This window comes from Staphylococcus sp. IVB6181 (assembly GCF_025561445.1).
Taxonomy (GTDB): Bacteria; Bacillota; Bacilli; order Staphylococcales; family Staphylococcaceae; genus Staphylococcus; species Staphylococcus simulans_B.
In genome coordinates, this window is the sequence record NZ_CP095096.1 from 2677658 (window position 1) to 2693332 (window position 15675).

General features: G+C 38.0%; 13 protein-coding genes and 1 riboswitch. Of the genes, 4 read left to right on the forward strand and 9 right to left on the reverse strand.

What is annotated here, in order from left to right:
• Positions 1-56 precede the first annotated feature (56 nt).
• Together MUA90_RS13210 and MUA90_RS13215 are read right to left on the reverse strand one after the other, a co-directional pair.
• The gene (locus MUA90_RS13210; RefSeq protein ID WP_114604074.1) at positions 57-782 is read right to left on the reverse strand and encodes a phosphoadenylyl-sulfate reductase; all 726 of its coding nucleotides are present in this window, start codon (positions 780-782) and stop codon (positions 57-59) included.
• Between the two features lie 299 nt (positions 783-1081).
• Positions 1082-2977: a DUF5776 domain-containing protein gene (locus MUA90_RS13215; protein WP_262587406.1), complete on the reverse strand. Its 1896-nt coding sequence runs from the start codon at positions 2975-2977 to the stop codon at positions 1082-1084.
• Positions 2978-3241: 264 nt separating this feature from the next.
• On the opposite strand from MUA90_RS13215, the gene MUA90_RS13220 reads away from it, so the two are divergent.
• Complete coding sequence (locus MUA90_RS13220) at positions 3242-3655, forward strand: NUDIX hydrolase (protein WP_114604076.1); 414 nt, start codon at positions 3242-3244, stop codon at positions 3653-3655.
• 52 nt (positions 3656-3707) lie between these two features.
• Here MUA90_RS13220 and MUA90_RS13225 read toward each other — a convergent pair whose 3' ends face one another.
• From MUA90_RS13225 to MUA90_RS13235, 3 genes are all read right to left on the reverse strand, one after another.
• Positions 3708-4754 (reverse strand): PTS sugar transporter subunit IIC, encoded by a 1047-nt coding sequence (locus MUA90_RS13225; RefSeq protein ID WP_114604077.1) that lies wholly within the window; start codon positions 4752-4754, stop codon positions 3708-3710.
• A 288-nt stretch (positions 4755-5042) separates the two neighbouring features.
• On the reverse strand, positions 5043-6032 hold the full coding sequence (locus MUA90_RS13230) for a beta-channel forming cytolysin (protein ID WP_262587409.1): 990 nt from the start codon (positions 6030-6032) through the stop codon (positions 5043-5045).
• Between the two features lies 1 nt (position 6033).
• The gene (locus MUA90_RS13235) at positions 6034-7026 is read right to left on the reverse strand and encodes a leukocidin family pore-forming toxin (protein WP_262587411.1); all 993 of its coding nucleotides are present in this window, start codon (positions 7024-7026) and stop codon (positions 6034-6036) included.
• A gap of 316 nt (positions 7027-7342) precedes the next feature.
• Here MUA90_RS13235 and chrA point away from each other — a divergent pair, with 316 nt between their 5' ends.
• The gene (chrA, locus tag MUA90_RS13240; protein ID WP_262587414.1) at positions 7343-8500 is read left to right on the forward strand and encodes a chromate efflux transporter; all 1158 of its coding nucleotides are present in this window, start codon (positions 7343-7345) and stop codon (positions 8498-8500) included.
• 308 nt (positions 8501-8808) lie between these two features.
• On the opposite strand, the gene guaA is transcribed toward chrA, so the two are convergent.
• The 4 genes from guaA to xpt are packed head-to-tail and all read right to left on the reverse strand — an operon-like array spanning position 8809 to position 13716.
• Positions 8809-10350: a glutamine-hydrolyzing GMP synthase gene (gene guaA / locus MUA90_RS13245; protein ID WP_262587416.1), complete on the reverse strand. Its 1542-nt coding sequence runs from the start codon at positions 10348-10350 to the stop codon at positions 8809-8811.
• A 16-nt stretch (positions 10351-10366) separates the two neighbouring features.
• The gene (guaB, locus tag MUA90_RS13250) at positions 10367-11833 is read right to left on the reverse strand and encodes an IMP dehydrogenase (RefSeq protein WP_114604082.1); all 1467 of its coding nucleotides are present in this window, start codon (positions 11831-11833) and stop codon (positions 10367-10369) included.
• A 33-nt stretch (positions 11834-11866) separates the two neighbouring features.
• Positions 11867-13135, reverse strand: coding sequence for a xanthine permease PbuX (gene pbuX, locus MUA90_RS13255; RefSeq protein ID WP_262587418.1), 1269 nt, complete (start codon positions 13133-13135; stop codon positions 11867-11869).
• A gap of 2 nt (positions 13136-13137) precedes the next feature.
• Positions 13138-13716 (reverse strand): xanthine phosphoribosyltransferase, encoded by a 579-nt coding sequence (gene xpt / locus MUA90_RS13260; protein ID WP_105994465.1) that lies wholly within the window; start codon positions 13714-13716, stop codon positions 13138-13140.
• A gap of 400 nt (positions 13717-14116) precedes the next feature.
• Positions 14117-14218, reverse strand: a riboswitch (purine riboswitch).
• A gap of 238 nt (positions 14219-14456) precedes the next feature.
• Here xpt and MUA90_RS13265 point away from each other — a divergent pair.
• A complete protein-coding gene (locus MUA90_RS13265) occupies positions 14457-14843 on the forward strand; it encodes a general stress protein (protein WP_262587420.1) in 387 nt (128 codons plus the stop codon).
• A 108-nt stretch (positions 14844-14951) separates the two neighbouring features.
• Positions 14952-15617 carry a hypothetical protein gene (locus MUA90_RS13270; protein ID WP_105994463.1) on the forward strand — a complete coding sequence of 222 codons (666 nt, stop codon included), beginning with the start codon at positions 14952-14954 and terminating at the stop codon, positions 15615-15617.
• Positions 15618-15675: the final 58 nt, after the last annotated feature.

Sequence of the window (15675 nt, forward strand, 5' to 3'; positions counted from 1 at the left end):
AGATTTTAATTCCAATGCGTTTACTAAGGATTCGGTTCAAAAAATTTCAAGTCCTATTATGATTTACGTCCAACATGCAGTCCGCATTCGGTTTTCATGTTGTTTTGCCATCTGCCTTCTCTAGAATCTCCGCCTTCAAAAACAGGTGATGTACAAGGTGCACATCCGATACTCGGATAATTTTGATCATGCAGTGTGTTATAAGGTAAATCATTGGATTTAATGTAATCCCAAACATCATCCCAAGTCCAGTGAATTAAAGGACAAACTTTGATAGATTCAAAACGATCATCTTTATTAATAAAATTCGTATTGCGTCTTGTCGGTGATTGTTCTCTTCTGAGTCCAGATACCCAAGCCGTTTGACCTGTAAGTACTTCTTCAAGCGGTTTGACTTTGCGAATATAGCAGCATTGGTTCGGATCTCTTCGCCAAAGGTTGCCGCCGTATTTTTGTGCTTGTTCATCCACTGTTAAGTCAGGTTTTTTCATTATAATGTTTAAATCAGGATATTTCGCTTTCACGCGGTCGATTAAATCATAAGTTTCTTCAAAATGGAGACCTGTATCTAAAAAGACGATACGAGCGTCTGGTTTTACTTGCGAAATTAAGTTAATCAAGACAATGCCCTCTGCCCCGAAACTGCAAGCATATACAATTTCATCTCCGTAAGTATCATATGCCCATTTCAAAACATGATACGCACCTTTTGTTTCATCAGTAACATCCAATGATTCAAAAGGATCTGAGGCGAAGTTTGTATAAGTAATTTTAGAAGTCAATAAAATACTCTCCCCTCATATTATATAGATGTTGTGCCATACAATTCAAATTGATACGATGTTCGAATTGTCAGAAAATAATTATGTATTGAATCATACCGCTTTCTTTTCTCCCTGTCAACAACATCTATAAATAATTTACAAAATTAATAATACGGACGAAGAAAATCTTATTTTTATCAATTAAGCCTTCCTTTCTCTTTTCTGCTAAATTACTTTAAAGCTTGTCATGAAGAGGGTTATCGTCTTTAAGCTTCACGTTCCAATAAAAAAAGGAGTTGGTATAAAAAACCAGCTCCTTAATCAATTGCTTGTACAAAATCACGATTCGCAGTCATGTAAATACCATCTGCTGTTTTCAATCGCGGTGTGCCTTTTGCAGAAAAAACAATTTTTTCAATCGATTTTGTTGTACCTTTTTTAATTGCGTCACCCGTCTCACTTTTAAAATTGCGGTCTTCATAACCCTTGCAATTTTTAATTACTTTTACAGCTGACGGGCATGTTATGAAATATTGTTCTGAATCAGTTTCATCTGTTGTTGTTACAAAGTTCTTATTCGCAGTAATAATATTGCCGTCTTCTAAGACTAACCGCGGTGTGCCTTTATGCGAATATTGAATATCTGATACTGACACTAGTTCACCGACTTCTATAGAACGCGCTGCTTCGTTTTTAAATTCTGTATCTTGATAGACTTTGAATTTTTTAATCGCATAAACTAGTTTTGGAATTTCAGTGTAATACTTAGCCGTATCAACAGGTTTTGTTTTTGTCTTATCTGCTTTTGTATCTCGAAAGACAAATTCTGTTTTAAAGCTTTGACGATGCATCGGCGGTGCTGTCGCAGCACTCGGCAATGTCATTTGAACCTTGCAAGGCTTATAGCCGTCATAAATCAATTGAATATCGAAGTCATAATCAGTTTCGAGTGCAGTCGATGGCACGAAAAGCTGATTGCCGTTTATTTCAAATGTTGTTTCTGTTACGACAGACTCATCTCTTATTTTGACTAACTGCACTGCATTGACTTGTGTCGCTGGTGCTTTGTAAACGTTGATCACTTCATAGAAAGTATCATCAACACAATGTGTACCCCCGTATACAGCATACATCGGCTCTGCCAACGGCTTGTATGCTTGCACGTTGTCTGGCAAGTCAAAATACACTTGTCCGTTATAAACATAATGCGGTGCACGTGCACCTTCGACTAATGATGAGATAAGTACATTCACTTGTTCAGATGTTCCTTCTAATAAGCAGTAACATACTTTTTCATATTTTTCTTCAGTTAAATAATCTGTAATGTCATGACCTTTTTCTTTTAATACTCCCACAAGTGTTTCGAAAGCTTGATAAAAGTGCGGTTGATGCGCACTGTTTAAAAAGCGGCGGTTGATGAATAAGCGTGATAAATAATCTAATTCAACGATTCTGCTGATGACATGTTTGCGCGCAGTCTCAGGGATGTCTAAATCCAATACTGCTTTTAACACTTTTAAATTCAGATCTGTTTTTTCAAAAACATCTGTCTCAGTCACCAGCGATTGATTGGCATCATATCGATTCACATGATAGACCGTGACATCATTCATCACTGCCTGTTGTGCCAATGCAATGACTTCTGTAAAGAAAAGCTTATCTTCTCCATACTTCATATGCTCAAACTGAATATTGTTGTCAGTTATTACACTTTTCTTAATGATTTTGCCCGGAGGGCCTACGGCACGAAATATTTTATCTATTTCATAAGGAACTAAGTCTTCTGCCTTTTGATAGGATGCAAAACGCGCAATCTTGCTGATTGAACGATCTTTATGTTTCAGAGCTTGTCCGAATGCGATATCTGCGTCATTCGCAATGGCTTGTTCCAATAATTTTGGAAAGCCTTTTGCATCCAGCCAATCATCTGCATCTAAAAATGTAACATAGCTGCCTTCGGCCGCATCTATACCCACATTTCTAGGTTGTGCAGGGCTGCCTGTATTTTCTTCTAATGCAATTACACGCATATAATCGCGCGTAACTTCATATTGCTGCAGTTGCGACAGCGAATCATCTGTTGATGCGTCGTCTATGAAAATCGCCTCTATTTCTGAATGGTTGAGCTCAAGCTCATCAATAGATTGAATACACTGTGCTAAATATAATGTTTTATTATAGACAGGAACGATTATTGATAATTTTTTTGGCAAAACTGTTCCTCCTAGGGTTGTGTCTTTGTATTTGCTATACTTTAACACATTATTTCCTAAAATTCTTTTTTTACACATTTTTATCGAATATATCAATTGATTGTTACTTACTCTATCGTTTCCAATCTTTAGAAATTATCGCTTTGTCTGCGCTGCTATGTTAAGCTCCATAACTGAACGAGTAAATATTACTTAATTATCTTCTAGCCTAATTCAAACAAAAAATTCACATCGCTTTAAAATAAGAAAAAAAGGAGTTTACCTATGCCCCCTTTGCATATACTTTCAGCATCGTGTTTAGTAACCAATGACAAAAATGAAATTTTATTAATTAAAAGTCCGAGACGAGGTTGGGAAATGCCTGGAGGTCAAGTAGAAAACGGCGAAACTATTACAGACGCTGCAATACGTGAAGTTAAAGAAGAAGCCGGCGTCAACGTTGAAATTACGAAATACTGCGGTGCGTTTCAAAATACCAATCATTCCATTGTGAATCATTTATTTTGCGCAGAGTATGTCAGCGGCAGCCTTACGACCAGCGAAGAAAGCTTGGAAGTCGGTTTCTTTTCGTATGAACAAGTCATGCAGCAAGTCACATGGGGTAATTTCAAAACACGTATCAATCTCTGCTTAGACGACACGCAACATCCGTTTATGGTCTCTTTTGAAGAGAAATAAAAATACAGCACCATAGCAAACTAATTTCGCTACGATGCTGTAATATTCAACATTATTTTGTTTTTGATTTTTTAAGGATTTCGGATTCATATCCTAAAACTTCACTGTTTCTGATCGGATAATTTCTAAATAAATAAGCCATCACAAATCCGACAATCAAACAGATGACCGCTGCGATTGCAGCGTACTTCAATACTTCAAGTGCGGGGTTGAACCCAAACATAACGAGTATACCTGGTGTCGGAGCTGCCGTACCCGGTGCATTGTTGATAAGCCCTGAGTAAGCAATGACCATTCCGGCCAACCCTCCGCCGATAAAGTTCGTTACATAAATCGGAACTGGATTCGAAGAAACCAAATCCGCTTTTGATAATGGTTCAATCGCAATTGAGATCACTGATTTTAAATTACCGATTTTCAAGCGGTGCAGCAACGTTGTATTCATGAAACTTGACGCAAAAGCTGTTAATGCTGCAACAGCCATTGGTGCGCCTGTCAGACCTAACATAGCTGTCAGTGCCATTGAGCTTAATGGCGATGTTCCTACTACCGTTACAATACCGCCAAGGATTAATCCCATAAGTAATGGACTTGTATTCATTGCTGCATCAATAATGCCCCCGATTTTCAGCAATGAACCGTCAACCAATGGTGTAAAGCCTACACCTAATAATCGTGCGATCGGAATACAAACAATTACTACAATAATAAAATCCATGCCATTTGTAATTTTCTTTTGAATAAAGCGAATTACAAATGACATTAAATACGCAGCAAATAGTGCAGGAATCAACCCGATTTCCGCAAAAGATACTGCTAATAATGCTGAATTTTGCGCATTGATCTTTCTAGATAATGCAACTAAGAATGCAACAATGACCCCACTCAATGTGCCTGCTAACTTTCCAGTTTCTTTCAAGAATTCAACGTTAAGAATGTCCCCCAACACATAACCTTGAAGTGCTTCTACTAAGAAAGTCGCAATTGCCGCTGTTGCTAAAGCCCCCATGACTGCGCGCCCATCCGGCGCGTAATACGTAAACAAAGTAAAAAAGACTAAAATGAGCAATAATAAGCCCGTACCGATTAATATATCTATTTTCCACAGCCCCTTTATATACTGTATTCATTCAAGCTTATCCCTTTTATCCTATAAACGCAAATTTTGTTTTCTTTATAGTATGAATTTTCAAACAGTTTTAAATCAATACTTAGTTTTAAGTAAAACCTCTGAAATATTTTAAATATTATAGAGTATATGAATACAAATCATGTATTTTTGATGGTGCAATCAGCCAAACTATCACCATTCTGTTTTTGTCATCTCAATCAGAAAGCAGGACTCCCAAAAACTGCTGCTGAGGTAAGTCCTGCGCTATATTGCTTATTATTCTGCTTTAATGAATTTCACACTGTGTGTTTCCCAATCAATTTCATAAGTCGCTGTCATAGCTTCTTTAGCTGTATTCTTTTTGTTATAACCAGACCAGTAAAATGTTTTCCACTTGATTAAATAGTCATCCATATTTCTTTCGTATTTTACTTTAATTCTAGATTTATCTTTATCATCATAATCATGAGAAAAGACGGTCAAAAATTCAGGGTTGAATGAACTTGCGATCAATGACGGCAATTGGTTAGAATCCACAAAGTTCTTCCCTGCATTTGCACGGCTGGTTCTGTTTTTCAAAAACAGCTCATTGCCATATGAACTTTGTATATCATTGTATTTTTCTCTGTTATAAGGTCCATATCCATTCACATTAATATTATAGGCTTCTACACCCCAAGCGATATCTTTTGGAGAAGTGGGTTGTTCTAGGAAGGTACGATAAGCATCTTGCTTATATTTTACGGATTCATTAAATGTATACTTCCCATTCAAATTAGCGTCACCGCCGCCACCCTTCAGATTGAGACCGCCTCCGATATTCAAACCGATTGTCTCTGTCACTTCTCGCGACTCATCACTGTTGCGCGGCGCATAATCAATAATGGCTGTAGAATCTGTTTTCGGCAACGTTACAGATACTTTATATTCGCCCGGCCAGCGTTTTGTACTCGTATATACCGCATAAGGATCTAATATATGTGCACCGCTCGCAATATTACCCGCTGTTTTCAGCACTACTGTTTCTTTATCATAACTTTCATCTTTAATGAAATTAAACTGGAGACTTTGTGTAATATGCTTTTGCGTGTCGCTTGCAGTTGCTGTACGTTTATAAATCATTGAGTCTGATGCCACTTTTTGCTGACCTTCATCTTTTATCACTGCTTGGATATGCCCATCAGCCTTGGCAGTTTGCGTCTGAGACAATATAGAAGCCGTTAACAATGTACTTAATGTTAAAACTTTAAATGCTTGCTTTCCCATCCTATTCACCGTCTTTCTCTAAAGGTGCTTGCCCTATCTGTTCTGATTCTTGGTTAATCATCTTCACTTTTTTCTTTTTCCAATCAATTTCATAGGTTACTTTATAAGTGTTTCCTGAAATATTTTGATGATAAAGGTTCATTTGCGGATACTTATCAAAATTATCGTTGTAATACGCCGCATCAATTTCATCATTCTTACGTGAATATGTCACTGTGATTTGTGTTTTTTCGTTCTCTTTATCGTTCGATAAATAAGTTAAGAAATCTGGATTAAATCCGCTTCTCACCAGCGAAGGCAACGTTGATTTCCCCGCAAAGAATGTCGATGGACGCTTTTCATCACGTTCTTCGCCATCATTATGGAATAAATTCATATCCCCGCGTGCATTCATATGACCGTTATAAAACAAACTGTTCGCAACAACATTCCAACCTACACCTTGATTGCTCGTATTTCCATTTAACAGTGTTCGGTAATTGGTTTGTTTATAGTTGATTGTTTTACTATAGTTTTGACCGCCATTGATATTTCCAGATTGATTGCTGGAAATAGAACCGCCGATGTTATAACCGAATGTCTCGGTCACATTGACGCTTTCAATATTGTTCTTCGGCAGATAATCTAATATCTCTGTTTTCGGATTGTCCTTCACATCGACACGTACACCAAATTCTCCAGGATATCTCATCTGGCTATAGAACAAAAAACTTTTACGATACTTTCCGTATTCTAATTGGGAAGCAATATTCCCTTTGGTACGGACAACTAAAGCATCTTTGTCGTATTTCGGATCATCGATAAAGTCAAAATGAACCAGTTGCGTGAATCCTCCGTCAAAATCACCGCCGACTTGTGTACGTTTAACAATTTTGCCGTCTTTACCGATCTCATCTTGTTTAATATCTGCTGCGAGAGCCTCAGTAGGCATGAATGTACCTAAAATTAAAGCTGATGCTGGAATTAATGTCGCAGCTATTTGTTTCCAATTCATGATGCATCACTCCTCTTTTTCTTTTGTTGTGCCTTTTCGATTTAATTATATCTAAAATTCTCAACTTAAAAATTAATAATAAATTATAATTTGTTAATTATAGTTAATATTTCTTTCACTGAAATGTCACGTTTTCAAAATCCATACATCACATCTTCAACAAATCGAAAATTAAGCCAGCCAGGCATGTCCATAACATGCGAAAATTTAATATTCTTTACATCTTTCATGCACAAACCTTAACATTTCATCAATATAATAGAGCATAACGTGTCAAAAATTATAAGTTGAGCCTATGATGAATAAGGAGAATAATATGTATAATTATGTAAATATTTTTATGGTTGCCTTAAAACTCGGTGTCTTATCCTTTGGGGGTCCGACTGCACATTTAGGCTACTTTTATGATGAATATGTAAAGAAGCGCAAATGGCTGAATGAAAAAGAATACTCTGATTTAGTTGCGTTGTGCCAGTTCTTGCCTGGACCTGCAAGCAGCCAAGTCGGTATAGGTATCGGAACGATCAGAGGCGGTGTCTTAGGGGGTATATTAGCCTTTCTCGGTTTTACAATGCCTTCTGTAATTCTATTAATGCTGTTTTCAGCACTCTTTGTGAATGGCAATGCCCACTTTACATGGATGCAAGGTTTAAAGTTAGTCGCAGTGGCGATTGTTGCACAAGCAATACTCGGTATGGGCAAAAAATTAACCAATACAAAAACAACGATTATGCTGGCGATGTTTGTATTGGCGCTTACATTATTAATCAACAATATTTATATACAAGTTATTGCACTTTTGATAACAGGCATTTACGGTATTGTATTTCTTAAGCCCGCTTCTGTCTCAAAACATGACTCAAAAGTCTTTTATTTACCTAAGAGAGTCAGCGTTATTTCTCTTTCTTTATTTGCTGGCTTGCTGGTTGTGCTGCCTGTCTTGAGTGCAGCTACACAAAACATATGGATAAGAATGTTCGATAGTTTCTACCGTTCTGGTTCTCTTGTATTCGGCGGCGGTCATGTAGTATTGCCTTTATTAGAAAAAGAATTTGTACCGCAAGGTCTCATTTCTTCTAATGATTTCATCACAGGTTATGCGGCTTCTCAAGCAGTCCCAGGACCTTTATTTACCTTTGCATCGTACATCGGTACATCAATCGGCGGTATCGGCGGCGGACTTCTCGCAACCTTCGCAATATTTTTACCTGCCTTTTTACTTTTATTCGGTGTCTTACCATTTTGGGATTGTCTTAAATCGAATATTTATGCAGAAGGGTTTTTAAAGGGCATCAGTGCTGGTGTCGTAGGTATCTTAATCGCCGCATTCTATCAGCCGATTTGGACATCTGCTGTTAAACAACCTTTAGATTTTACATTGGCAAGTATTCTTTTCGTTCTGCTCACCTATTTCAAACTCCCTTCTTGGTCGATTGTTTTAATAGGTATCGTCATAGGATTATTGTTTTATTAACTCCGAATATATGCATTCAATAGCTTTAAATGCGCCTATTTTAGCAAGGGTAACAACATGCTATTTTCATATTAATTAAACCATCGTGAATAGTAAGCCTAGACTTAGCTGACATACTTAAAAGAGCCCGGTAACTACTGCGAATAGTTATCAGGCTCAATGTTTATCATGCACTTCATATTTGTTACTTACATTAACACTTCACTTTTGAGAGTCATCTCTCATTGTTCAATGTCACGATTAAGTGTCTAAAAAACCCTCTAACCATTGCGGCTAAAGGGTTTTCGTTTCATATATTTATAGACTGGTTATTCCCATTCTATAGTGCTTGGCGGCTTAGAAGTCACATCATAGACAACTCTGTTGACATGATCGACTTCGTTTACGATACGACTTGAAATCTTTTGCAAGACTTCCCAGTCAATACGCGCAAAGTCGCTTGTCATACCGTCGATAGACGTTACGGCACGAATACCGATTGTGTAATCGTAAGTACGGTAGTCTCCCATTACACCTACTGAGCGCATACCTGGAAGAACTGTAAAGTATTGCCAGATTTCACGTTCTAATCCTTCTTCACGAATCACTTCTCTTAAGATAGCGTCTGATTCGCGGACAATTTCTAATTTCTCTTCAGTAATTTCACCTAATACACGGATACTAAGTCCTGGACCTGGGAATGGTTGTCTCCAAACTAAATGTTCAGGGATACCTAATTCGATACCTAAAGCACGTACTTCATCTTTGAATAATGTATTGATAGGTTCAATTAATTCAAATTGCATGTCTTCAGGCAATCCGCCTACGTTGTGGTGAGATTTAATTGTTTGTGCTGTTTTTGTACCTGATTCAATAACGTCAGTGTATAGCGTACCTTGTGCAAGGAAGTCTACACCTTTTAATTTAGAAGCTTCATCGTCGAAAACATAAACGAATTCATTACCGATGATTTTACGTTTTTGTTCAGGATCTGAAACACCTTTTAATTTATCCATGAAACGGTCTTTGGCATTCACACGAATGATGTTCATGTTGAAGCCTTCGCCGAATTGTTCCATAACCATGTCGCCTTCGCCTTTACGAAGCAAACCATGGTCTACAAAGATACATGTAAGCTGGTCGCCGATTGCTTTATGCAATAAGACTGCGACTACTGATGAATCTACACCGCCGCTCATTGCACATAAAACTTTGCGGTCGCCTACTTTTTCACGGATTTTTTCAATTTCAACGTCAATGAAGTTTTCCATTGTCCATTCACCTGTACAGTCGCACACACGGCGTACAAAGTTGCGTAAGATGTCGTTGCCGTATTCAGTGTGACGTACTTCTGGGTGGAATTGAACGCCGTAAATACGACGTTCTTTATCTTCGATTGCTGCATAAGGTGTGCTTGGGCTGTCTGCGATTGAAACAAAGCCTTCTGGAATTTCGATCACTTTATCTGAGTGGCTCATCCATACTGTTTGTTCTTCCGGTAAACCAAAGAAGATTTCATCTGATTTTGCATGAATCGTTGCTTTACCGTATTCTCTTTCGTTCGCACGCTCAACTTTACCGCCTAATAATTTAGTCGTTAATTGCATACCGTAGCAAATACCAAGTACGGGTACACCTAAATTGTAAATTTCAGGATCGATTGTGTAAGAACCTTCTTCATAAACTGAGTTAGGTCCGCCAGATAAGATGATACCTTTAGGATTCATCTTTTTAATCTCTTCAATTGAAATTTCATGGTCGTGCAACTCACTGTACACACCCATTTCACGAATACGACGTGTAATGAGTTGGTTGTATTGGCTGCCAAAATCTAATACAAGAATTAACTCTTGTTCTTTCGCCATTTCCATAAATCAGTTTCTCCTTTTATCTTGAGTAGTTTGGTGATTCTTTAGTGATTTGGATATTGTGCGGGTGGCTTTCTGCTAAACCTGCAGGGCCCATACGTGTGAACATTGCTTCTTCACGTAATTCTTTTAAGTTATGAGAACCAGTGTAACCCATACCGCTTCTCACGCCGCCCATCAATTGATAGATGTTGTCTTGTAATAAACCTTTGTAAGCGATACGGCCTTCAATACCTTCCGGCACATATTTTTTAGGTGTTTTATCTTCTTGGAAGTAACGGTCATTTGATCCGCTTTCCATAGCACCTAATGAACCCATACCGCGGTATGTTTTGTATTGTCTGCCTTGGAAGATTTCAGTTTCTCCTGGGCTTTCTTCAGTACCTGCAAGCAAGCTTCCTAACATTACTGCATGTCCGCCAGCTGCTAATGCTTTTACAACATCGCCTGAGTATTTGATTCCGCCGTCAGCAATGATAGCTTTACCATGTTTGCGTGCTTCAGTTGCACAATCGTATACTGCAGTGATTTGAGGTACACCTACACCTGCAACGATACGTGTTGTACAGATAGAACCTGGTCCGATACCTACTTTTACAACATCAGCGCCTGCTTCGAATAATGCTTTTGTAGCTTCTCCTGTCGCAACGTTGCCTGCGATAACAGTTACGTCTGGATAGTTTTTCTTAATGTGTTTTACTTGGTCGATAACACCTTTAGAGTGTCCGTGTGCAGTGTCGATAACTAATGCATCTACACCCGCTTCAACTAATTTTTCTGCACGAATATCTGTATCTTTAGAGATACCGATAGCTGCTGCACATAATAAACGGCCTTGCGCATCTTTTGCTGCGTTTGGATATTCATGAACTTTTTCAATATCTTTGATTGTAATAAGTCCTTCTAATTTTCCGTTTTCTGTTAATGGTAATTTTTCGATTTTGTGTTTTTGCAAGATTTTTTCCGCTTCATCTAAAGTAGTGCCGACTGGAGCTGTAATTAAGTCTTCTTTTGTCATGACATCAGAAATTTTAATTGAAAAATCTTCAATAAAACGCAAGTCACGATTTGTGAGAATACCAACGAGGTTACGGTCTTCTTTATTGTCTACGATCGGTACACCAGAGATACGGTATTTACCCATTAAAGCTTCAGCTTCATAAACTTTTTCTTCTGGAGTTAAGTAAAACGGATTAGAGATAACGCCGTTTTCAGAACGTTTAACTTTTTGTACTTCATCAGCTTGATCTTCGATGTTCATATTTTTATGAACCACACCAAGACCGCCTTGTCTTGCCATAGCAATTGCCATTTTTGACTCAGTTACAGTGTCCATACCTGCTGAAATAACTGGAATATTTAACTTGATTCTGTCTGATAATTCAACACTTAAGTCTACTTCCTTAGGTAATACATCAGACTCCGCTGGAACTAAGAGTACATCATCGAACGTCAAAGATTCTTTAGCAAATTTATTTTCCCACATTGAATACAGCCTCCATTATTTGTTTTAATTACATTATTTCACATTTTCTTCGTTTTGTTGATACTTTAAGCCGTTAAAAAAGAAATTAAGTACAATTGCTGAAATTGCACCCAGTACAATTCCATTTTGAGTTAACCAGGCGAATTGTTCGCCCATTGCTTTAAATGCTTGCGGAACAGCACTGATGCCTGTCCCTAATCCGACAGCTACAGCAATAATCAAAAGATTATTCTGATTTTTAAAATCAATACTTCCTAAAATACTTACGCCGTATGCCATTACCATCCCGAACATTGCGATCATCGCACCGCCGAGCACTGGTAAAGGAATGACGTTGGCTAATGCGCCGAGTTTCGGAATACAACCGCAAATCAAAAGAAGTATAACCATTCCATAGATGACATTATTCTTTTTCACGCCTGATAATGAAACCAAACCGACATTTTGCGAATAAGCAGTGTATGGAAAAGCATTAAAGATAGAACCGATGACAATCGCAAGACCTTCCGCAGTGTAACCTTTGCGGTAATCTGTACGCGTCAATCGTCTTCCAGTTATCTTGCTCAGCGCTGTGTAAACACCTGTGGATTCAATCAAGCTGACAAGGGCTACAATAAAGAAGACTAAAATAGCACCGATATCAAAACTGAATCCAGAGAAGCGAAACGGTTTTGGAAATTCAAACCAATGTGCTGTTCCGACTTGTTTAATATCTACTACACCGAATGCGCTGGCTAATAAAGTCCCTGCAATCAACCCGATTAAAATTGCGATAGACTTTAAGAAGCCGTGTGTAAAGCGTTGTAAAATCAAAATGATGACCAGAGTTGAAAACCCTAAGATGATATTCTTCATATCTCCATAGTTTTTAGAACCTTGGCCTCCTGCAACATAGTTCATCGCAACCGGCATTAAATTAATACCGATAATGGTTACGACGCTTCCTGTTACAACAGGTGGAAAGAACTTAACAACATAGGAGAAGACTGGTGCGATTAAGACTACTAAGATTCCTGAAACAAACAAGGAACCATATAAAACGCCTAACCCTTTTGTCTGCCCTATTAATATCATCGGTGCAACTGCCGTAAAGGTACAGCCTAATACGATCGGCAACCCAGTCCCTGTTACTCGGTTCGCTTCTAAAAACGTTGCGACACCACACATGAAGATGTCGACTGTTACCAGATATGCAATCTGTTCAGGTGTAAATTTAAGGCTGGTCCCGACGATAATTGGAACTAGTATAGCACCTGCATACATTGCAAGTAAATGTTGTAGACTCAGAATGAAGTTCTTCATGTTTATGCTTCACCCACTAAAGTCACTTGATTGCCTGCAAGCGATGCAACTTGGCATAAAGAAGAAACGGTCAAACCTGCTTCTTCCAGCTTCTTGCGGCCTTGTTGGAAGCTCTTCTCTACAACAATACCGACACCAACTGTTTGTGCGCCTGCTTGTTGAACCAAACGGTCTAAACCTAGGGAAGCATCTCCGTTAGCTAAGAAGTCATCGATAATCAGTACACGATCATTTTCATCCAAAAACTCTTTCGAAACAATCACACGATTCGTTTTGTTCTTTGTAAATGAATGAATATCTGTTTGATAGAAACCATCTTTCAAGGTACTCGGTTTCGCCTTTTTGGCAAAGAGACAAGGCACACCGAAACGATATGCTGCCATGATTGCAGGAGCAATACCTGATGCTTCAACAGTTAAAATCTTAGTAATCCCTTGATCTTCGAACTGCTTGTAAAATGTTTCGCCAATGTCATACATTAACTTTGCATCGATTTGATGATTCAAGAACCCATCGACTTTCAAAATCTTTTCTCCGATGACCACACCATCTTCTTTAACTTTTTGTTTTAACGCCTCCACGTTAGCAAACCTCCTCAATTTGTGTATAAAAAAAATCCCAAACTGCTAATCGAGTTTCAGGATCTATGAGTGGCACAGGCAATACACATCATCAATATAAAGTTTGCTTTGCTATCAGGAGGTTCATCTTTAACTGCAAGCCAAAAAAACCTATTTGGCCAAAACAGCTATGACTGCATACTTCTAATAATCCGCATCAGCTCAACCCCTTGAAGCCGAATGCTAAAGCAACCATATTCATTGATAATTTGAGAAGCTGAGAGTGTTCTCTGCGTTTCAAAATACAATCGCTCGCTATATGCAGGGATAAAGTACAGGTCCCATCTCCCAATAGTCCTTACCTGTAAATTATGGTGTCTGCACACTTTCAACCGTATTGTTTCGAAAGCACCATTTGTGTTGTATTGTATAAGTGACTCATAGTCATGTCGTTAAGGCGACATGGTAGAAACTTCTAAAGCCTAATTCTCTAGATTATATGAGTTAGGTAAATTATTTAATGATAATATCAGATTTCAAGCGTCTTTTCAATATTCGAAACTCATTTCATCTTATTCTTAAGAAATCCAATAATTTTAATAAAGAAAATGTTATCTTTCTGTTAATGGTTTGAATTTTCTTACATTTTATTTGATGCCCCGCATCACAAATAGTATAATGAACACGGAAACGTTTACAATAAAGAGATAATGGGTATTCTATTTTATATTAATCAGAATTTTCGGAGGGGGAGCTTTAAAATGCCAGAAATTGTTGTACTTTCATCAAAAGATGAACTTTTCGATACTTTAAAACACAAACTTGATGAAGGATTTACAAAAGACGAGATTTCAGTAATCAGCAGAAACAAACTACACATCGACAGCGTAGATAGCACAGATATGAAAGTGCAATCTACAAGCGGAACTTTCAGTGACAGAGTGGCCCGCCTCCTCACAGGGGAAGATGGCGAGGAAGCTGTCTTGCAGCATTATGATTTATCAGAAACTGAACGCCAAATTTTAAAACGCGAACTGCTTGATGGTAAAATTGTTGTACTTGCGGGCAAACATAAGTACAGTCGTAAAGAATTCAAAGAAGAATATGAAGAACATAAAGATAAACACGACAAAGAGTATGAAATTTAATATGTGTATCTGATTCTTTAATCGGCAGCAGTTGCTGCCGTTTTTTTATTCTACAAGCGAAGTACAGCGGTATGCTATAATCAAAAGAAACATGGGAGGGGACGACTTATGGAATTTAAATTAGTAAAACAAACATCTGACCCGTTATACGAAGCTGCTTTAAAAATTTATGACAACTACCAATTCGGCAATGTAAATCAAAAACATCATATATTCAAGCAATCTCTTGAAAATAAGCGCACTCAAAATGATTATGTCTTTTTAGTAGGATTAGATCAGGGTGAGCCTGTCAGTTTAGCCACAGCACACTATGAAGCCACTACTAATGCGGCATTCATTATCTACCTTGTTGCTGTCGATGCACCTGATAGAGCGCGTTATCTAGCTGAAACATTAGAAAAAGTACAAGATGCATTGGACAATCTTGCCAACCGTGTACATGACCGCGATGTGAACTTCTTCATGATGGAAGCCTTACCTGTACCAGATTCTTCAGAGGAAAAAGATGCAGACTTGCTTGTTTCGCGTCATCGTTTCTTAAACGAGCACGGTTTCGAACAACAAAGGGAAATCGACTATGTACGTCCTGCACTAGAAAAAGGCCAGCCGCCGATTGCTTTAAACTTATTCTTGCACACGCGTATTCCATTGACTAAAGACATTTATGCGACAAGTGTCAAATCTTGCTACATTTTAAAATATGTCTTCGCAAACCATCTTTCACGCAAAACTGTATATCCTCTCTTAGAACAAATGGATCTCAGAAAATCCTAAGAACGCTTGAAATCATACGGTAATCAGGTTAAACTAACATAGAGGTTAGACTGACGTT

Coding starts and splice junctions, on each gene's coding strand:
- MUA90_RS13220 (WP_114604076.1), top strand. CDS start 3,242: ATGCCCCCTTTGCATATACTTTCAGCATCGTGTTTAGTAACCAATGAC.
- MUA90_RS13230 (WP_262587409.1), bottom strand. CDS start 6,032: ATGGGAAAGCAAGCATTTAAAGTTTTAACATTAAGTACATTGTTAACG.
- MUA90_RS13235 (WP_262587411.1), bottom strand. CDS start 7,026: ATGAATTGGAAACAAATAGCTGCGACATTAATTCCAGCATCAGCTTTA.
- chrA (WP_262587414.1), top strand. CDS start 7,343: ATGTATAATTATGTAAATATTTTTATGGTTGCCTTAAAACTCGGTGTC.
- guaA (WP_262587416.1), bottom strand. CDS start 10,350: ATGGAAATGGCGAAAGAACAAGAGTTAATTCTTGTATTAGATTTTGGC.
- guaB (WP_114604082.1), bottom strand. CDS start 11,833: ATGTGGGAAAATAAATTTGCTAAAGAATCTTTGACGTTCGATGATGTA.
- pbuX (WP_262587418.1), bottom strand. CDS start 13,135: ATGAAGAACTTCATTCTGAGTCTACAACATTTACTTGCAATGTATGCA.
- MUA90_RS13265 (WP_262587420.1), top strand. CDS start 14,457: ATGCCAGAAATTGTTGTACTTTCATCAAAAGATGAACTTTTCGATACT.
- MUA90_RS13270 (WP_105994463.1), top strand. CDS start 14,952: ATGGAATTTAAATTAGTAAAACAAACATCTGACCCGTTATACGAAGCT.